15 protein-coding genes and 1 pseudogene are annotated in these 17,801 nt (G+C 69.4%); 7 read left to right on the top strand and 9 right to left on the bottom strand.

Annotated elements, in window-relative coordinates:
* Nucleotides 1-23: 23 nt before the first annotated feature.
* A complete protein-coding gene (locus tag ACIRF8_RS09330; protein WP_404212635.1) occupies nucleotides 24-2,693 on the bottom strand; it encodes a hypothetical protein in 2,670 nt (889 codons plus the stop codon).
* Between the two features lie 232 nt (nucleotides 2,694-2,925).
* On the opposite strand from ACIRF8_RS09330, the gene ACIRF8_RS09325 reads away from it, so the two are divergent.
* Nucleotides 2,926-3,594 carry a DUF1963 domain-containing protein gene (locus ACIRF8_RS09325; RefSeq protein WP_404212634.1) on the top strand — a complete coding sequence of 223 codons (669 nt, stop codon included), beginning with the start codon at nucleotides 2,926-2,928 and terminating at the stop codon, nucleotides 3,592-3,594.
* A 116-nt stretch (nucleotides 3,595-3,710) separates the two neighbouring features.
* Here the strand turns inward: ACIRF8_RS09325 and ACIRF8_RS09320 are convergent, their stop codons facing one another.
* On the bottom strand, nucleotides 3,711-4,052 hold the full coding sequence (locus ACIRF8_RS09320; protein WP_404212632.1) for a beta/gamma crystallin domain-containing protein: 342 nt from the start codon (nucleotides 4,050-4,052) through the stop codon (nucleotides 3,711-3,713).
* 407 nt (nucleotides 4,053-4,459) lie between these two features.
* On the opposite strand from ACIRF8_RS09320, the gene ACIRF8_RS09315 reads away from it, so the two are divergent.
* Entirely contained in the window at nucleotides 4,460-4,678 is a 219-nt protein-coding gene (locus ACIRF8_RS09315) for a hypothetical protein (protein WP_404214277.1), read from the top strand.
* Between the two features lie 519 nt (nucleotides 4,679-5,197).
* Here the strand turns inward: ACIRF8_RS09315 and ACIRF8_RS09310 are convergent.
* The 4 genes and pseudogenes from ACIRF8_RS09310 to ACIRF8_RS09295 form a co-directional block, all read right to left on the bottom strand.
* Nucleotides 5,198-5,426, bottom strand: a pseudogene (locus ACIRF8_RS09310) (alpha/beta fold hydrolase); the annotation flags it as partial.
* 195 nt (nucleotides 5,427-5,621) lie between these two features.
* Nucleotides 5,622-6,434: an SAM-dependent methyltransferase gene (locus ACIRF8_RS09305; protein WP_404212630.1), complete on the bottom strand. Its 813-nt coding sequence runs from the start codon at nucleotides 6,432-6,434 to the stop codon at nucleotides 5,622-5,624.
* Nucleotides 6,435-6,522: 88 nt separating this feature from the next.
* Nucleotides 6,523-6,741: a DUF397 domain-containing protein gene (locus ACIRF8_RS09300; protein ID WP_404214236.1), complete on the bottom strand. Its 219-nt coding sequence runs from the start codon at nucleotides 6,739-6,741 to the stop codon at nucleotides 6,523-6,525.
* A gap of 29 nt (nucleotides 6,742-6,770) precedes the next feature.
* Nucleotides 6,771-7,637: a helix-turn-helix domain-containing protein gene (locus tag ACIRF8_RS09295; protein WP_404212628.1), complete on the bottom strand. Its 867-nt coding sequence runs from the start codon at nucleotides 7,635-7,637 to the stop codon at nucleotides 6,771-6,773.
* Nucleotides 7,638-7,770: 133 nt separating this feature from the next.
* On the opposite strand from ACIRF8_RS09295, the gene ACIRF8_RS09290 reads away from it, so the two are divergent.
* Entirely contained in the window at nucleotides 7,771-8,226 is a 456-nt protein-coding gene (locus ACIRF8_RS09290; protein ID WP_404212626.1) for an ATP-binding protein, read from the top strand.
* A gap of 530 nt (nucleotides 8,227-8,756) precedes the next feature.
* Here ACIRF8_RS09290 and ACIRF8_RS09285 read toward each other — a convergent pair.
* Nucleotides 8,757-9,638: a helix-turn-helix transcriptional regulator gene (locus ACIRF8_RS09285; RefSeq protein ID WP_404212625.1), complete on the bottom strand. Its 882-nt coding sequence runs from the start codon at nucleotides 9,636-9,638 to the stop codon at nucleotides 8,757-8,759.
* 105 nt (nucleotides 9,639-9,743) lie between these two features.
* On the opposite strand from ACIRF8_RS09285, the gene ACIRF8_RS09280 reads away from it, so the two are divergent.
* A complete protein-coding gene (locus ACIRF8_RS09280) occupies nucleotides 9,744-10,442 on the top strand; it encodes an SDR family NAD(P)-dependent oxidoreductase (protein WP_404212623.1) in 699 nt (232 codons plus the stop codon).
* Nucleotides 10,443-10,643: 201 nt separating this feature from the next.
* Here ACIRF8_RS09280 and ACIRF8_RS09275 read toward each other — a convergent pair whose 3' ends face one another.
* Nucleotides 10,644-11,642, bottom strand: a complete 999-nt coding sequence (locus ACIRF8_RS09275; RefSeq protein ID WP_404214234.1) for an NADP-dependent oxidoreductase — start codon at nucleotides 11,640-11,642, stop codon at nucleotides 10,644-10,646.
* A gap of 122 nt (nucleotides 11,643-11,764) precedes the next feature.
* Between ACIRF8_RS09275 and ACIRF8_RS09270 the strand changes: the two genes are divergently transcribed.
* The 3 genes from ACIRF8_RS09270 to ACIRF8_RS09260 all read left to right on the top strand — a co-directional run bounded on the left by ACIRF8_RS09270 (nucleotide 11,765) and on the right by ACIRF8_RS09260 (nucleotide 15,140).
* Nucleotides 11,765-12,640, top strand: a complete 876-nt coding sequence (locus ACIRF8_RS09270; protein WP_404212621.1) for a LysR family transcriptional regulator — start codon at nucleotides 11,765-11,767, stop codon at nucleotides 12,638-12,640.
* A 156-nt stretch (nucleotides 12,641-12,796) separates the two neighbouring features.
* The gene (locus tag ACIRF8_RS09265) at nucleotides 12,797-13,333 is read left to right on the top strand and encodes a dihydrofolate reductase family protein (protein WP_404212619.1); all 537 of its coding nucleotides are present in this window, start codon (nucleotides 12,797-12,799) and stop codon (nucleotides 13,331-13,333) included.
* Between the two features lie 133 nt (nucleotides 13,334-13,466).
* Nucleotides 13,467-15,140, top strand: a complete 1,674-nt coding sequence (locus tag ACIRF8_RS09260; RefSeq protein ID WP_404212617.1) for a glycoside hydrolase family 27 protein — start codon at nucleotides 13,467-13,469, stop codon at nucleotides 15,138-15,140.
* Nucleotides 15,141-15,430: 290 nt separating this feature from the next.
* On the opposite strand, the gene ACIRF8_RS09255 is transcribed toward ACIRF8_RS09260, so the two are convergent.
* Complete coding sequence (locus ACIRF8_RS09255) at nucleotides 15,431-17,764, bottom strand: beta-L-arabinofuranosidase domain-containing protein (protein WP_404212616.1); 2,334 nt, start codon at nucleotides 17,762-17,764, stop codon at nucleotides 15,431-15,433.
* Nucleotides 17,765-17,801 lie beyond the last annotated feature (37 nt).

Here is a 17,801-nt window from a genome sequence, read left to right as displayed (position 1 = left end):
ACCGTCAGGGCGGTGGTGTCGGCTCAGCGGCGCCCGCCGCCGCCCCCTCCGCCCGTACGGGAGCCGTCGGTCGTGGAGTGGACACAGCCCGAGCAGGATCCGGTCCCCTGGCGCAGATAGCGATGCTGGTTCGCCAGGTCGACCGCGGGCGTGAGCGATGTGTCCTCGGCCGGGGCGCCGAAACCGAAGCGGCCGTAGAAGGCGAGCAGCCCGGCATCGGCGCGGGCGACCGCCGCAGCGGTGCGCTCGTAGGCGACGGTGGTCAGGCGACGGACGTCGATGCGCACCAACCGGTCGCCGTCGGGCGGCTGCTCCTGGCCGACGCGTTCGCCCCATCGCAGGAACAGCTTCTTGACCGGGCCGTCCTCCACCATCCCGCCGAGGTACTCCTTGACCAGCGCTACGACCTGGTTGTCGCCCAGGTCGAGGGCGTCGAAGGTGCGGGTGATCGCGAGGGAGGCGAGTTCGGCGAACCGGTCGGTCCGCTGCTCCCGTTCCGCGGCACCGCGCTGGGCCTCGTCGAGCTGGTCGAGCCGGCCGTCGAGGTCGTCGGCTTCTGGTTCGGGCCGCTGATCGGGTGGTGACGGGGCGGGATCGTCGGGCGTGATCGCGGCGCCCTGGAAGCGGCCGACCTGCCGCGCGATGTCCAACGCCGTCCCGTTCACGGGCTCCCCGCGCCGCGAGGGAGCGGCCCGCTGCACGGCCAGGACCACGTCCCTGATGCGGGCGGCGTCCCGGGGATGTGCCATGACGTGCCGATGGATCTCCTCGTAGGCGGCCGCTGAGCCTTCGGCGTACTGCTGGCGCTGCACCTCCAGCGCGTACCTCTCGGCCACGGGATGCTTCCACGTCCCCTCGGACACCGGAGCGAGGACGACGAGGAACAGCAGGGCGACCATGATGCCGACGTTGATGCCGGACAGGGACCGCCGACCGAAGTTGGCGGTGAGGCCCAGCGGCAGCCGCGCCCCGGCGAACCGGGCCGGACGCAGCCGACCCCGGACCCGCGCGATGCGCTCGGGCCAGCGGAGCACGACATAACTGCCCACCGCCAGCAGCGTGTACGCCGCCAGCCAGTACCGCCAGTCCACCTCCGTCAGCCCCTGGACCTGCTCCACCAAGGCGCGTACGACGGTGACTTGGGCCGGGGCGAACGACAGCACGTTGGCCAGCCACACCAGGAGCACGGTGAGCACGAGGCCGAGTTCCACGGACAGGACGATGTCGGCGGCGGCCTGCACCGTCGGCCGCGGCGAGTCCTTCAGCTTGCGCCAGCCGCGCCAGGAGAGCCAGACGGCGAGCGGGAAGAAGAGCCCGGCGGCCGGCGCGGTGGTCAGCACGTCCCCGGAGACGAGCTGCTCGAGGGCGAGGACGACCAGGAGCACCCCGGGGAGATCGGGAAGGTGCCGCACCACCGCCCGCTCGGCGGGAAGGCACCGCCGCACCGCGAGCAGCAGCGTCCAGCCGCCGAAGAAGAGCAGCACCACCATGGGAACCAGATGGGAGGGGAAGGCGCGGAACAGCACGAACAGCAAGGCCACCGGCGGACCGAGCACGCAGAACGCGAGGACGGCCGCGGCGACGTACCGGCCGTGGCGGAGCCACCGGATGAACGGTTCGAGGAGGAACGTCCCCCCGGCTCGCGGCACCACCATGACCGCTGCCGAGAGTCCGAGGCCGAGGACCGCTCCGACGACTGCACCGAGGACGCCTCTGAGAACGGCGAGGAGCGCGGATCCAAGACCGTCGATCTCCGACCCGCTGCCGAGGTGCCAGAGTGCCCACAGGCTCACGCCGCAGGTGACGTACAAGGCGAGCTGTTCAGACACCTCGCTCTCCTCGTCCTGGTCGACGTCCTGGCCGACGTCCTGGTCGGCCCGGGCACGCAGAGAGCCGACGACGTCGAGGAAGACGCCCAGGCCGGGTACCTGGTACTGCCGCCCCATGAAAAGCGTCGGGAAGTCGTTGCCGCGAGAGGAGATCAGGAGACCGCCGTCGTCCGTGGTGTCGAGCGAGTCGATGTCCTCCCAGGCAGTGAAGTCGGACCGGCCGTGCCTGCGCCGTACGGCCAGCCCCGCTCGGCTCAGAACGAATTGCCCGAAGGTGACTTCGGAGCCGCCGAGGATCCGCTCGACGGCGGCGGAGGCCGACTGCGCGCGCTCCACGCCCGCCAGGATCGCCGGGCCCCACTCCTCCTCCCGCGGGACCTGAGCGCCTCTGATCACCGTACGGGTGCGTACGCCCCGGATCCTCTCCCCGCCGAGCATGGGGAGACGGTCCGCCGCCCCGAGCGTGATGAGCTTCCCCTCGGGGTTGCACACCTTGTAGTGGTGCGCCCCGTTCCAGAACACGGCGGCCGATGCCCAGGTGTAGACCGTCTCGCTGCCGTCCGCCGCGACAGCGGCGAGGCCGCGCTCGTACAGACGGAGCTCCACGCGCGCGTGGCGCCGGTACCACTGCGCCCTGACGCCGAACGGCACCAACAGGGCAAGCAGTCCGACCACTTGGGCCGGGGTGGCGCCGTCCCAGCCGACGAGTGCACCGAGGAGAAGCGTCAGGAGGTAGGCCAGCCCGGCGAACGGGATCAGGGCCAGCACGAGCCGGACGTACGCGGCGGGCCCTCTGCGCCGCGGACGGTAGACGCCGCGACGGCGCCCGAGCACCGGATGCGCCTCCTCAGCCCCCGCACCCATGACCTCGTCCGTCCCGGGATCGCTCGGCACAACACCTCTTGGGGAGATGGTCAGTTGATCTGCGCCGCACGGTAGCACTGCCGTGCACCGGGGACGGCGGGCGCCCTGACTCGGGTGGCCGGTCCGCGCCACCGTGGGCATGGTGCAGCGGACCGGCGGGCGCGCTCCGGGAACGTGAGGCGGTTCGGTTCACGATGATGCCGGGCGGGCATGGTCGGACCTTTTCGCGGCGATGTCACGGGTCTGTCGTAGGGTCCTGGCCGTGACGACTCTCATGATCGACGCAGGTCCGGTCGCGTCGGCCGCTCAGATCACCCGGACCGGTGGAGTACCCCTTGCCCCGGCAGGCACTGCATGGCCCTGCTGCACTTCGTGCGAGGGCCCTATGCAGTTCCTCGCTCAGGTGGTCTTGGATGATCTCAGGGGCGGGTTCGAGGGCCGAGGAATCCTCGCCTTGTTCGCATGCCAGAACGACCCAGGTATGTGCGGTGACTGGGAGCCGGACTCGGGCGGGAACCAAGCCGTGATCTTCCCGACCGACGGTGCTCAGCCACTGCCTCAGCCTGACGGTGTCGATGAGGAACTGCTTCTGCTCGGTTCCGTGCGGGCGGTCAGCCCGGTACATGTCGACGAGTCCGATTACGGCAAGGCCGGCGAGGAGTGGTCAGCGGGAAGCGGGCGCTCCGCCTCGTCCGTGCTCGGTCAGCTCGGAGGTGACCCCGCCTGGATTCAGAACGACGAGACACCGTCCTGCCCGTCATGCGCCGCTCCCATGCCGTTGGTCGTCCAACTTGAGGAGGGCCCGGATCACAGCACTGCCATGAACTTCGGCGGCTGCGGCAGCGCTTATGCGTTCGCCTGCGCACCGTGTGGCCGGGCGAAGTTCCTGTGGCAGTGCTGATCCGGTCGCGACGAGTGCGCCGCTGAAGGGCGGAACCAGTCAGGTCCGCTCGTGCACCATGTGCCGGAGCAGGCTCAGTGCGCCCATCGCAGCGACGTCATCGCGGCGACGGCTTGCTACCAGACCCTGATCCTCGTGATCTTGTGGATGGGGTCACCGGTGACCTTCCCATAACTCCACTTCTCCACGGTCTCACTGGTCGCCGACGCGCCCAGTCTCGGCACGTACTCCAACGTGACCTTGTTGTTGCCGGTCCAGATCTGGTCCACGCCGTAGATCGCCACGCTCTGAACGCCCGCGTTGGCGAAGCAGAGGGAGCCGCCCGCGTTGTGCAGTGTCAGGTATCCCGTTTCAGTGCAACTGACGCGGTTGAGAGCGGACGCCGACGAAGCAGGCAGTACAGCGGCTATGGCTCCGGCCGTCATGACTACGGCGAGGCGTGTGATGAGGCGCTTCACTGGTGAGTCGTTCCTTCCATGGTGGTGTGGCGCCGCCGGGGGTCACCCCACACGGCGGCATCGCAGGGACGTACGTACGTCCCATCACCGCAACGCGGGTAGGGGCACTCCGGTTCACCACTTGCGCGCTGTCCCAAGAGACGCTGAGCCCGGGACAGGCAGCACCTGCTGGTGCGGCGGGAGCTGATGACGGCGATCACCCTCACAGGTGAGCATGAGCATCGTGGGCCACTCGACCAGCGAGCAAGGCCCCGCCGGACGCCGCGGCCCTCTAGACCCGCACTCGCCCGACCGCGGTGCCACTTCCGGCGAACGGCTGCTGTCCATGATCGCTCCGTGTCGGTGCCGGGATCATGGGAACAGGTGAGGAGACACGAGACGACCGGCGACAAGGAAGGGGCTGCGGCATGAGCGAGCAGCGCGGACGCGACTGGACGCGCATGACACCCGACGACTTCGACCGGGACGCCGAGCTGCGCCCGGATGCCGACGCCGGTTCGACCGCCGTACCTGCCGTGCCTGATGAGCTCGGGACGCAACCGTTGTTCGGTGGCGAGACCTTTTCCTCCTGGCGCGGGCAAGAACATGGCACAGCGGCTTCCGTAGGCCAGGGCGTCCTCTTCTAGGGTCCGTCCGTCCGGCAGATCCACGAGGCGTTGGCATCGCGCGCCACATGAGCCGTTGCTCGCAGCGGCGATACATGCTGGCCGGTGACTTCGTATGCCTGCCTCGGCCGATGGTGCGTGTCGCTCAAGCGGAGCGCCCCATCGGTGGCCTGCGCGGCGTTGACGACGGCGATCATGCGGCAGACGCACGCAGGAGGAGAACGGACGGATCCAGTCGAGACGTGAGCGCCTGTGCCGCATCCCTTCGGCCGTTCTCCGACGGCACCGACCGGGGCGTGCCCAGCAGGACAGGGCGCGCTCCTGGCAGCAACCGACTCCATCGCCATGGCGAGCTCCGGGTCGCCGGGAGAACAGATGGGTGCCCTCGGTGACCGAGGTGCCGCCGGCCGCAACGGCCTGACGGTGCACGGCATCGGCGTCCTCGACGTAGAGGCGAAGAAAGCCGGGGGTCGGCGGCCACTCCGGCCGCGCGTCGAACATCGTCACCACCGAAACGCCTATGCGTACCTCCGTATGCTCGACGTCCTGGGCATGCCCCTCCAGGCGGGAGTAGCGCTCCGTGCTGAAGGACGACAGGTCCGAACGACCGGCGCCGACATGGTCGAACAGCACCATCCGGTACTGCTCGGCCAGGGCCGGCACCGTAAGCCGCCACATGTTCTGATCACAGCCGAAGCCGTGCGCCAGCACGACCACCGGCCCATCGGCCGAACCTGACCGTCACGTTGTTTCTGCGGCGAAGATCCATACCGGCCATCCTCCGGGCCTGTCGGACGTCCGGGAGAAGGCCGGGAGCGTCGTCGCGGCCATGCGGGGCTGCGTCGCTGGAGTGGGTGCTGCCGCACACAGGCCCTGAGCCAGCAGGGCCCTCTGAACCGGCACCGCACCGTAGGGACAGCGCCCCGCCCCGAAGCCGGGTTCCGCACGGCTGAGGGAATGCCGGTCAGTGCTTGATGCCGACGCCGGCCAGCAGGCTGATGTCGGCGTCTGTGGGCTCCGTGCCGTCGGGGGGTGTGGCGGGGCGCCAGCGGTGGCAGCAGACGAGTCCGGGGGCGAGCAGGTCGAGGCCGTCGAAGAAGCGGGCCACGTCGCTGTGGGAGCGGAACTGGACCGGTGTCCCGGCCCCGGTGTAGGCCTTGGCGACGTTGTTCCAGGTGACGGGGTCGAAGTCGGGGGTGCAGTGGTTCATCGCCAGAGCGCTGCCCGTCGGCAGGACGTCAAGGAGCCCGCGCACGATGGCGTAGGGGTCGTGCGGGTCGGTCACGAAGTGCATGAGTGCGTTGAGGGAGAGGGCGACGGGCCGGTCGAAGTCCAGGACGTCGGCCCCCTTCACGGCATCGATCAGCGCGTCGGGGTCGGTGACATCGGCCTCGATGTAGGCGGTCTGTCCCTGGGTGGTGCTGCGCATGAGGCGTTCGGCGAACTTGAGGACGAGGGGGTCGTTGTCGGCGTACACGATACGGGCATCAGGTGCGACGGACTGGGCGACCTGGTGCAGGTTGGGCTCGGTCGGGATACCGGTGCCGATGTCCAGCCACTGGCGGATGCCGTGCTCCTGGGCCAGGACTCGGGTGGCCCGGTGCATGAAGGCCCGGTTCTCGCGGGCGGTCACCGGCAGGCCGGGGTGGGCCTTGGCGGCGAGGAGGGCTGCTTCCCGGTCGACGTCGAAGTGGTCCTTGCCGCCGAGGAAATAGTCGTACATTCGCGCCGAGTGTGCCCTGCTGGTGTCGAGATCCCGGCTGTCCTGCCTGGTCATGTCCGGCCTTTCGCATGTGTGGTGGTCGGTACGCGAGTTCGGGACGAGGGCCGGCCCAGGCGCCCCTCGTCACATGGCGTTGCTGGATTCACCCGTCGGTCAGGTGATCGGCCAAGCCCTCCTTGACGCCGCGCACGAACGCGGCGATCTCTTCGGGCGGACAGATCAGCGCCGGTCCGGCCGGGTCGGTCGACTGCCGCAGCGCCACCCGGCCGTCCGGGAGTTTCTTCGTCTCCACGCACTGGCCGCCGTTGGGCCCGCTCCAGGGCCGCAACCAGCCCTGCTCACCGAGCTGGAGGGCGGGCATCCCGTTGTAGATGTCCTCGTCCGAGCGTTTCACGAGTACTCCTTGTACATGCGTTGCAAAAGCCTCTTGCTGTCCTCGGAGGAGGTGAGCAGGGCCATCCGGGAGTGGGCCTCCAGGTGGGCGACGACGTCAGGGCGCTGGTCCAGGTAGACGGCGGCCGACAGCAGTTCGCTGTAGACGATGTCGGGCAGCTCGGGCTCCTCGAAGCGGAAATACGTGAACGGGGCGCACGCCCCCACGTGCGCCCCCGCGGCGAACGGCACGATGTCGACACTGATGTGCGGGAGGGCGGAGACCTCCAGGAGCCGTTCGATCTGCTCCCGCATCACCTTCGGGCCGCCCACTTCCCGGTGCAGGACGGCTTCCTCCATGACCACCCACAGCGTGGGTGCGTCCTCTCCTTCCAGCAGGCTCTGGCGGTGCAGCCGCAGTGCCACGCGGCGGGCGATCTCTTCGTCGCTGCCGTGCGGCAGCCCGCCGCTCAGCACGGCGCGGGCGTAGTCGGGAGTCTGCAGGAGGCCGCTCACGTACTGGGGCTCGTAGGTGCGCAGGGTTTTGGCACCGGTCTCCAGGCTGACGTAGGCGGTGAACCAACTGGGGACCGCGTCGCGGTAGGAGTGCCACCAGCCCGGTCGATTGGCCTGCTCGGCCAGGTCGACGAACTCCTCGATCTCCGAGCGCGGGGCGCCGTAGGTCTGAAGGAGCTTTTCCACGTACAGCGGCTTGAGGGCGACCTCGGCCTTCTCCAGCCGACGGATCGTCAGGGTTTTCACGCGCAGTGCTGTGGCCGCGTCCTCCAGCGAGGCGCCGGCCGCGAGGCGCCTGTCCTGCAACCGGCGGCCCAGGATCATGCGCAGGACGGTCGGCGCGCTGGTGCCGGTACGGGTTTCGCTCACGTCCCGCCTCCTGAGGGCCTGTCAACGCAGCGATTGTGACAGTGACTTGATATCGACGCCAGGGTGATACCCATCTGCTGAAATTATCAGGAAGCGGGTTGCAGCGTGCGGTGATCACGCCCATAGTCGGCGTATGCGAGACCTCACCCACAGCCCTGACGCGGCGTCCGGCCGGACGCGGGTCGGTGACGTCCTCGTCGCCGCCCGCACGAGGGCGGACGGTGTCGCGAGCGCCGCCCGCGACACCGTCCGCGACCGGCTGAGCGCCTGGCGGGTGCCGGTCGACACTTGCTGTGACGCGGTACTGCTGTTCTCCGAGCTGACCACGAACGCGGTACTGCACACGGTCAGCGACCATCTCCTGTGCGGCCTCACGCTCACCAGCGATGAGCGACGTCTGCGGATCGAGTGCCACGACGGCGGTCACGCCCCGCTGCGGCTCCCCGAGGCGCACCCCGCTTCCTACGAGGAAGGCGGTCGAGGCCTGATCCTCGTCCAGGAGCTCGCCGATCGCTGGGGCACCGCACGTTCCTCACGCGATCACGGAATCGGAAAAGCCGTCCGGGCAGAGTCGGTTCCCTGCTCATGACCACAGCAACGGCCAGGCCCGCGTGCGGCACCGGCCGACACAGGACGCGCCTCTCGACCCACTCGAAGAAGGCAACCATGAACCCCCATGGCGACACCACGCCGCCTGCCGCGCCCCACGTATGGACAGACCGAGTGCCGGGCGCGCACGGGACGGACAGGCACCCCGCGCGGACAGCGAGCCGCGCCCCTGGCCGAGGACGGGGGCAGGCAGGCGCCGAGACGACCACTGGCTGTCATGGCCGGCCCGCACCGGTTCGACACGGGGCGGGTGGCCGCGCATGAGGCACACCGGTACAGCAGGCCACTTGGCGGGATCAGAGATGACACTGCGAGAACTTCCCCACAGCGGACAGGACGAGTACCGCGTCTACCTGAACCACTTGATGACCTGCGCGGACTGCGGCAAGCTCTGCGGTCGATGCCGTGTGGGGCAAACACTGCACCACGCCTATCGCACGGCCCGCAGCGCGGGACAGGGGTAGCGCAGCGAGCTCGGCTTCCATGGAGACACGTGCCGGGCCCCGACCGTCACTCCAAAGGGTGCGTGGCGACGGCGGGGCCAGCGATGGCGGTCAGGCGCAGTTTGATCTCGTCCTCGCTGCCCGGCACGGCGGTCATGATCACGATTTTGAGTTCGCGGTCGCCGTCGGTCAGTGTGTCGCAGTCCACCGTGACGGGGCCGACCGACGGGTGGTCGATGGTCTTGTGGTCCTCACGGTGTGCGGCGACCCCGCCCTCAACCCACAACCGGGCGAAGCGCCGGTTGCCCGCGTTCAGTTCGCGGATGAGGGCGGCCAGGCGCCGGTCCTCGGGGAAGCGGCCGGTGGCGCGGCGCAGGTCGGAGACGACGGCGGCGTCGGTGGCGTCCCGGTCCGTCTCGGTCACCGGCCACCGCGCGAGGCGAGCCGGGCTGTCGTCCACCGGGAACCTGTCGCGGGCGAAGTTGCGCAGGGCCGGCGGGGAAGCGGCGGGGTCGCCCAGAAGCGCGGCCCAGCCGCGGTTCCACCAGATCAACTGCCAGTCCGCGGCGAACACGGCGACGGCGACGTCCCCCAACCGGGCCAGCACACGCTGCACCCCGGGCGGCAGGTGGTCGGAGACCGTTCCGGGCGCGGGCGGGACGAGGTGCGCCAGCCGGTACAGGTGGTCCCGTTCGGCCATGGACAGGTGCAGCGCCCGGGCCAGGGAAGCCACCACGCTCGCGGAGGGTGTGGTGGCGCGGCCCTGTTCCAGGCGCACGACGTAGTCGACCGACATTCCGGCGAGATCGGCCAGTTCCTCGCGCCGAAGCCCGGCCGTACGCCGGCCCGGTGCCGTCGGCAGTCCGGCGGCCGACGGGGGCAGCCGGTCGCGCCACATGCGGATCATCGCGCCGAGTCCGGTGGAGTCAGGAGCCGTCATGCTGTCCATCTTCCCGCCGCTGCGGCCCTCGGGGTGGCAGCGAAGGTGGTACTGCTCTTCCTACCGTCGAGGTCTCCCTGGTGCGCGGTCCCCGGTTGCCGGATCGTCGAGGGCATGACGATCACCTTCATCACCGGAGCCAACAAGGGTCTCGGCCGAGAGACCGCCCGCCGCCTGACCGAGCACGGCCACACCGTGCTCCTCGGAGCCCGCGACCGCGAGCAGGGCGAGAAGGCCGCCGCCGCACTCGGCGCCCGCTACGTTCCGCTCGACGTGAGTGATGACGCGTCCGTGGCCGCCGCGGCCGAGAACGTAGCCGCGCGCGAGGGCAGGATCGACGTCCTGATCAACAACGCCGGTGTGCACGGCCCGGCCGGCGATCCCAGCACCCTCACCGCCGCCGACGCCCTCGCCGTCCTTGACGTCAACGTCATCGGCGTCATTCGCACCACCACCGCGTTCCTGCCGCTGCTGCGCCGCTCGGACGATCCCGTGATCGTCAACGTCAGCAGCGGGATGGGCTCCCTCGCCCTCACCCACGACCCCACCCGGCCCGAGTCGCACGTCGTCGCCCCGCTGTACACCGCGTCGAAGGCGGCGCTCACCATGCTGACCACGCAGTACGCCAAGGGGCTCAAGGGCATCCGGGTCAATGCGGCCGATCCGGGATACACCGCTACCGACCTCAACGGCCACAGCGGCCCCCAGACCGTCACCGAGGGGACGGACGCGATCGTCGCCCTGGCGACCGAGGGACCCGCCGCCGGAACCGGACGCTTCGTCTCCCGCCACGGCGAGATCGCCTGGTCCTGACACGGTCTGTGCCTCCGCGGTCCGCGATCCGCGATCTGGCCTGAGGCTTCGTCTCGCCCGCCGGGCCGGGCAGGAACATGATCCTCTCAGCCTGTGCGCAGATCGCAGCGCCGCGCTCACCTGGCAGACAAAGGCGTCTCAGGGGAAGCCGGGCATCCGGGCGTGTCGATGTCGACGGTGAACCTTGCTGGAGTTCGGCGATCACGCGATCACCGTCAGCACGATCTTGCCTTGGAGGTGCCCCCGCGCGGCTCGCATGTGTGCGGTGACCGCTTCGGGCAGCGGGTAGGTGCTGTCCACCCCGACCCGGAGCTTGCCCTCGTCGAAGAGGTGCCCGATCTCGGCGAGCTGGAGGCCGTTGGAACGTACCTGGATGTTCGAGACGGTGATGCCCAGCTTCGCCGTCTCTTGCGGGTCGTACTCGGCGAAGAACACCGGAAGCATGGTGCCGCCGCGCTTGAGCAGGGTCAGAAAGCGTGAACTGTCCGGGCCGCCGACCGCGTCGATCACCAGGTCCACCCCGCTGACCACGTCCGCGGGGTGCCTCCTGGTGTAGTCGATGAACTCATCGGCGCCGAGCTTGCGCAGGAAGTGCTCGTGCCGACCCGAGGCCACCGCGATCACGTGTGCCCCCTGCCATTTCGCCAACTGCACCGCGAAGTGGCCCACTCCACCGGCGGCCCCGTTGACCAGCACGGTCATCCCTGGCGTGATCGGCACCGGCCGGTGCACCTGGCCGGTGAAGGGGGACGGCACGTCGTGGCCGAGATCAATCAGGTACTGCCAGGCCGTCAGCACGGCCATCGGCGCGCCGGCCGCCTGCACGTGGTCGATACCGGCCGGCTTGTGGGCCAGGTCCGACGCCGGCGCGGCCACGTATTCGGCGTATGTCCGGCCGTCGAATCCGGGGAATCGCAGCATGCCGAAGACCTCGTCACCGACGGCGAAGCCCCGCACGTCCGGAGCGACCGCCTGGACCACGCCCGACATGTCCGTTCCGGGGATCAGGGGGAACTCCAGCACCGGCCTCATCTCGACCGGCATGACCTTCATCCCCTCACGCAGGTACCAGTCCGGCGGGTTGATGCCCGCCGCATGCACCCGGACGAGCACCTCGCCCGGACCGATCTCGGGAACCGGCACCTCGTCGTACCGCAGAACTTCCGGCCCGCCCGCTTCGTGGAACTGGATCGCCTTCATCACGCCTGTCACTTTCCTCGGAAAACGTTGCTCCTTCAGTGAAGGCTCAGCACGGCATGGCCGTCCAAGACCGCTTCGGCAACCTCACCATTCCGAAACTGCATGACGCGTACGCTGGAAGGGTGAACGACCTCGGGCAGGACCTGGAACTGCGGCTGGTGCGCTACTTCACCGTGGTGGCCGCGCACCAGCACTTCGGCCGCGCCGCCGCCGACTTGCACGTGGCCCAGCCGGCGCTGAGCCGCCAGATCCAACGACTGGAGAAGTATCTCGGTGTACGGCTGCTGGACCGCGTGCCCCAGGGCGCCCGGCTCACCCGGGCCGGCCAGAGCTTCCTTCCCCGCGCCCAGTCCCTGCTCCAGGCCGCCCGGCAGGCCGAGCAGGCCGTGCGCGCACACGCCGAGACGCAACGAATCGCCATCGGCTACGTCGAGGACCTGGTGATCACTCCCGCCGTACGGGAACTGCGTCGTAGCTGCCCGGACGCCGAGATCGCCACCCGGTACCTGAGCTGCCGCGACGTCGGGGCACTGTCCGACAAGCGCGTCGACGCCCTGATCGCGCGAGCCCCGCTGCCGTTCGCCGCCGACGACGTACTCACCACCCCGCTCTACGAGGAGCCCAGGATGCTCGCGGTCCCGCGGGGCCATCCCCTGGCCGACCGCGCGTCCGTGACCGCGGAAGAACTGGCCGGCGAGGAGGCGGCGCCGTGCGCGTTCGAGACCACGGACTGGACTTCCTACCGGATCCTCGGGGCCGACGTGCCGCAGGTCGAGAGCTACGAGGACAAGCTCGAACTCGTCGCGAGCGGCAGGGCGATCGCCGTGCTACCGGTCGGCGATCGACGTAGCTCACTGCGTCCCGACCTCGTCACCGTCCCGATCGAGGACGCTCCCCCCAGCCAGGTCGTCCTGGTCAGCCGCAGGGGCGACCCGAATCCGATGATCACGAATCTCAGGCTGGCGGCCAAGGCCGTCCTCACCGCCCCGGCAGCCTGACCGGGACCAGCCGCCCCACGTAGCGCTGACTGCACCAAGCCGTGCCTACGCGGCGAGCCGGTCCTCACCCAGCTCAAGCCGGCCCGCACCCCCAGTGCGACCGCGCATGCCGCTCTACGATGCGATCCCGGCCCTCCACCTGTTCGGAGAAGACTCATGACGGAAGCGAGCACCGGCAAAGTGGTCGTGAACAGGGTGATGTCCCTCGACGGGTTCATCGCCGGTCCAGGACACACGATGGACTGGATCTTCGAGCACATGACGTCGGCGACGTTCCCGGAGGTCATGGCGGCCACGGGCGCCATGCTCATCGGACGGGGCACGTACGAGGTCGGCAAGCGCATGTCCGATGAGAACCCCGACTACGACGGCGGGGCGCAGTTCGTCCTCACGCACCGCCCGCCCGAGGAGCCGGACCCCCACGTCACCTTCCTCACCTGCGACATCGAGGAAGCCGTGGCCACGGCGCGCCGTGCCGCCGGCGACAAGAACCTGGAGATCCTCGGCGCCGACCTGGCCGCCCAGTGCCTGCGGCGCCGGCTCGTCGACGAGATCCTGGTGTACGTACTGCCCGTGCTGCTCGGCGACGGCGTCCGCTTCACTCCGCCGGGCCTCGACCGGATCGACCTGGAACCGTTCAGCAACATCCAGTCGGGTGGGGTCACCATGCTGCGCTTCCGCGTGCGCAAGTAGGCGCGGATCGGGACGGATCGAGACGCACCGAAGTGCGCAGTCCCTTGACATATACCTGCCACGACGGTCTGATGTGCTTGCTTTCGTTCGTACTTGTTGATTTGTGCGCCACATTTCTCCCTAGGAGCCGCACATGCACAGCGAACAGCACCGTTTCAGACACCGGGCCGCAGCTTCAGCCGCTTCGCTCACGTTGGCCGTCAGCGGTTTGACCGGCGCCGCCGCGGTGACCGTGGGAGCCACGGCCGCTACGCAGATCGCCGCCGTCGCCGCCGCACCGCAGGCCGCCGCACTGGAGAACGGCCTCGCCCGGACCCCGCCGATGGGCTTCAACAACTGGAACACCACAGGCTGCGGAGCCCAGTTCAACGAGGCGATGATCAAAGGCATCGCCGACACCTTCGTCGAGAAGGGCCTGAAGGCCGCGGGCTACACCTACGTCAACCTCGACGACTGCTGGGCTCTGCCGCAGCGGAACGCCGCGGGCAATCTGGTGCCCGACCCGGTGCGGTTCCCGAACGGCATCAAGGCCGTCGCGGACTATGTGCACTCCAAGGGGCTGAAGTTCGGCCTGTACTCCAGCGCAGGCACCAAGACCTGTGCGAACGAAGGGTTCCCCGGCGGTCTCGGCTACGAGACCAAGGACGCCGACCAGTGGGCCTCCTGGGGCGTCGACTACCTGAAGTACGACAACTGCAACAACACCGGCGCCGACGCGCGGACCCGGTACAAGACGATGGGTGACGCGCTCAAGGCCACCGGCCGCCCGATCCTCTACAGCATCTGCGAATGGGGCTCCAACTCGCCCTGGAACTGGGCGCCACCCATCGGCAACAGTTGGCGCACCACCGGCGACATCAACGACACCTGGTCCAGGATGATCGGGATCGCCCACCAGAACCAGCCCCTGGCGCAGTACGCCGGACCCGGCGCCTGGAACGACCCGGACATGCTGGAAGTCGGCAACGGCGGGATGACCGACACCGAGTACCGCACCCATTTCAGCCTCTGGGCGCAGATGGCCGCGCCGCTGCTCATCGGCAGCGACATCCGCACCGCGAGCCCGCAGACGCTCACGATCCTGGAGAACCCCGACGTCATCGCCGTCGACCAGGACCCCTTGGGCAAGCAGGGCACGGTCGTCTCCTCCTCCGGAGGACTCGTCGTCATGACGAAGCAGTTGGCGGGCGGCGACCGCTCGGTCACCCTCACCAACGAGACGGGTTCCGCCACCACCGTCAGCACCACGGCCGCCGCGGTCGGGCTGCCGGGCGCGGCCTCGTACAAGCTGCTCAACCTGTGGTCCAAGGCGGTCACCTCGACGAGCGGCACGATCAGCGCCTCCGTGCCCGCGCACGGCACGGTGATGTACCGCGTCTCGGCCGGAACCGGTAGCAGCATCGGTACGACCCACCCGCTGATCAGCGCCTCCTCCAAGCGCTGCCTGGACGCGGAAGGCGCCGGGACGACACCCGGCACCAAGATCGAGATATGGGACTGCAACGGTCGCCCCAACCAGGCCGTGACGCTCACCGCCGCCGGTGAGCTGCGCCTCTACAACGGCACGCAGTGCGTCGACGTCCACGAGAACGGGACCACGCCCGGTACCGCCGTGCAACTGTGGACCTGCAACGGCGGTACCAACCAGCAATGGAGGCTGAACCCCAACGGGACCATCACCGGCGTCCAGTCGGGCCTGTGCCTCGACGTCACCGGTGGCGACAAACCCGCGGGCAACGTCAACGGCACAGCCCTGGAGTTGTGGACCTGCAACGGCGGCGCCAACCAGCAGTGGATCCTGGGCTGAACCACCGAACGGGCTCTGTCTATTGAGCCGGTGAGCAACGCCATGGCCGCGTACGAAGCGGACTCCGCACGGTCGACACGGTTGACGCTGTTGACACGGCGGGTCCACCTCGGCCTGCGCGAGGGCGACATCGATCCCCAGGACGTCGTCGCCCTCGCCTGCGAACTGCTCGACCGGTCCCGGTGCACCGACACCGTACGCGAGGTCGTCGAACGCAACCCGGCCGATGTGCCGCACGCACCGGTCAAGGTCGCCGCGCCGTCCCCCGGACGCCGGTTCCGGAGCGTAGGTCAGGACTCATCGCGCACGACGCGCCAGCGGTTGTCGGCCGAACCGTTGTCGGAGTCCTGGACCGCGAACGCGCCCACCGCCGTGGAGTTGCCCGTGATGGCGAGCAGCTTTCCGCTGTGCTCGTTGCGGATCTTGTAGGTGCCGTCGTTCTGGTCGAGCAGGGTCCAGCGGTGGTCCGCGGTTCCGTTGTCCGCCCATTGCAGGACGGGCGCGTTGTCGGTCGTGGCCATGTCGAGGACGCCGAGGACCTTGCCGCTGTGGGCGTTGCGGAAGCGGTAGGCGGCGCCGTCGGCGATCATGTCCCAGTTGTGGTCCGCGGTGCCGCTGTCCGTCCATTGCAGGGCTCGGCCGCCGTCCGCCGTGGACATGTCCTGGATGCCCAGGACGAGCCCACTGCCCGCGTTGACGAGGCGCACGGTGGGTGAGGTCGGGGTGGTGCCGGTGTTCCAGTAGACGGTGTAGTTGTGGCCGTGCGCGTCGTGGAACGGGCCGAGGGTGACGGGCGCGCCGTTCGCGGTGGCGGTGAACGTGAGCGCGTCGGCGCTGGTTCGTCTGACCGTGGACGGGGCCAGGGAGGGCAGGGCGTTTAGTGCGGTGTCACCGTAGATGCCGGACAGGACGACCGGACCGTAGGTGACGGCTGCCACCTTGGGATCGTCGTTGGCGGGCCGCACGACCACCCGCATGGGCAGGCGGACGGTCACCGTGTCGCCTGCGGTCCAGGAGCGGGTGAGCGCGGCGTAACTGCCGGGCGTGGTGGTGATGTTCTGCGGGACGCCGTTGACGCTGACGGTGGCTCCGGTGGTCCAGCCCGGGATACGGATGCGCATGGTCCAGGTCCCGGCGGCGTCGCCGGTGACGCGCAGCGTGCTGGTGTCGCTCGCCGGGAAGGACGTGGTCTGCGTGACGGTGATGCCGCGCCGGCTCCAGGTGAGGACCGACGGGACGAACAGGTTCACGGTCAGGGTGGTGCCACCGTCGTGGAAGTAGACGGAGTCCATGAGCCGGGTGTGCATCTCGAGCCCCGTGCCCTGGCAGCACCAGAACGTGGTGTAGTCGGTGCTCCAGGTGCCGCCGCCCCAGGCCGGGCCCACGCCGCGCCGCCCACCCGGGTTGAGCGGGGTGAAGTAGGTGACGTGTCCGTGTGGGTCCGCCGGGTTCTGCTGGCCGATCATCTGGTTGAGCCACGCCTGCTCGTAGTAGTCGAAGAGCGCGGCCCGGTCCGGGTCGAGGGTGTACAGCTCCCGGGTGAGGCTGAGCATGTTGAAGGTGTTGCAGCTCTCGCAGGTGTCCTGGTTCAGGTAGGCGGCGATGGCGTTGGGGGCGCGGAAGTGTTCCGCCTGGCTGTTGCCCCCGATGGCGTAGGTGTGCGTACCGACACACGTGTTCCAGGCGTTGGTGGCGATGGTCCGGTAGCGGGCGGTTCCGGTCGCCTTGTACGCGCGGGCGGCGCCGATCCACTTCGGCACCTGGGTGTTGGCGTGCAGACCGGCCAACCGGTCCTGCCCGGCCGCCAGCGGATCGAACACCGCGGCGTGGTCGAACCGCTGGGCCACAGTGAGCCAGCGCGCGTTGCCGGTCTGCTGGTAGAGGTCGGTCAGTACGGCGTTCATGCCGCCGAACTCGGTGCCCAGCATGGCCTGCGTCTGCGCCGTGCTGAGCCGGCCGGTACGGGTGTCGACCCAGCCCGCCAGGGCAAGGAGCACATCGCGGGCCTGAAGGTTTCCCATGTACCGCCACACGTCAAGGAGCCCGGCGAGGGTCTTGTGGATCGTGTAGTACGGAACGTTGCCGTTGCTCAGGGTCCGTTGTTCCAGGGCGGTGAAGTCGGATTCGGGATAGCCGGAGAGGTATCCGCTGCCGAAGCCGACGGCGCCGTTGTTGGCCTGGCACTTCGCCAGCTCCGCGACCATGTACGTGGCCTTGTCCCGGCTCACGGTGTCCCCGGTCACGGCGTACAACTGCGCCCAGGCGGTGAGGAAGTGCCCCTGGACGTGGCTGCGGAAGGGGAACGTGGGCGCGTCCCAGCCGCCGTTCGCGGCGGCCCCGCCCGTGGACAGGCCGTGGTTGGCGCGGAAGACGTACAGCAGTCTGTTCACATCGACGAACCGGAGATACGCGGCGGTACGGTTCTGGTTGTCCAGCCACCGGCTCGCGGTCAGGCGGACCTGTCCCGGCTCGAATCCATGGGCCAGAACTCCCGTATCGGCACGGGCCGGCGGGACGACCGCCGCCCGCGCGACCGAACCGCCGACAAGGGAAGGAGCGGTCGAGGCCACGGCTGTGGCCCCGGCGATCGCGAGGAGGCGGCGTCTGCTGACGGAGGACGACATGACGTGCCCTTTCCAGGGGGAGGAGGGGGAGGAGGGG

Source organism: Streptomyces sp. NPDC102406, from assembly GCF_044765725.1.
GTDB lineage: Bacteria > Actinomycetota > Actinomycetes > Streptomycetales > Streptomycetaceae > Streptomyces.
Note: the sequence above shows the minus strand (reverse complement) of the source record. Positions and strands in the feature narration are given on the sequence as shown.

Coding starts and splice junctions, on each gene's coding strand:
- ACIRF8_RS09330 (WP_404212635.1), bottom strand. CDS start 2,693: ATGGGTGCGGGGGCTGAGGAGGCGCATCCGGTGCTCGGGCGCCGTCGC.
- ACIRF8_RS09260 (WP_404212617.1), top strand. CDS start 13,467: ATGCACAGCGAACAGCACCGTTTCAGACACCGGGCCGCAGCTTCAGCC.
- ACIRF8_RS09290 (WP_404212626.1), top strand. CDS start 7,771: ATGCGAGACCTCACCCACAGCCCTGACGCGGCGTCCGGCCGGACGCGG.
- ACIRF8_RS09305 (WP_404212630.1), bottom strand. CDS start 6,434: ATGACCAGGCAGGACAGCCGGGATCTCGACACCAGCAGGGCACACTCG.
- ACIRF8_RS09325 (WP_404212634.1), top strand. CDS start 2,926: ATGTCACGGGTCTGTCGTAGGGTCCTGGCCGTGACGACTCTCATGATC.
- ACIRF8_RS09280 (WP_404212623.1), top strand. CDS start 9,744: ATGACGATCACCTTCATCACCGGAGCCAACAAGGGTCTCGGCCGAGAG.
- ACIRF8_RS09255 (WP_404212616.1), bottom strand. CDS start 17,764: ATGTCGTCCTCCGTCAGCAGACGCCGCCTCCTCGCGATCGCCGGGGCC.
- ACIRF8_RS09315 (WP_404214277.1), top strand. CDS start 4,460: ATGAGCGAGCAGCGCGGACGCGACTGGACGCGCATGACACCCGACGAC.
- ACIRF8_RS09265 (WP_404212619.1), top strand. CDS start 12,797: ATGACGGAAGCGAGCACCGGCAAAGTGGTCGTGAACAGGGTGATGTCC.
- ACIRF8_RS09275 (WP_404214234.1), bottom strand. CDS start 11,642: ATGAAGGCGATCCAGTTCCACGAAGCGGGCGGGCCGGAAGTTCTGCGG.
- ACIRF8_RS09285 (WP_404212625.1), bottom strand. CDS start 9,638: ATGGACAGCATGACGGCTCCTGACTCCACCGGACTCGGCGCGATGATC.
- ACIRF8_RS09300 (WP_404214236.1), bottom strand. CDS start 6,741: ATGCCCGCCCTCCAGCTCGGTGAGCAGGGCTGGTTGCGGCCCTGGAGC.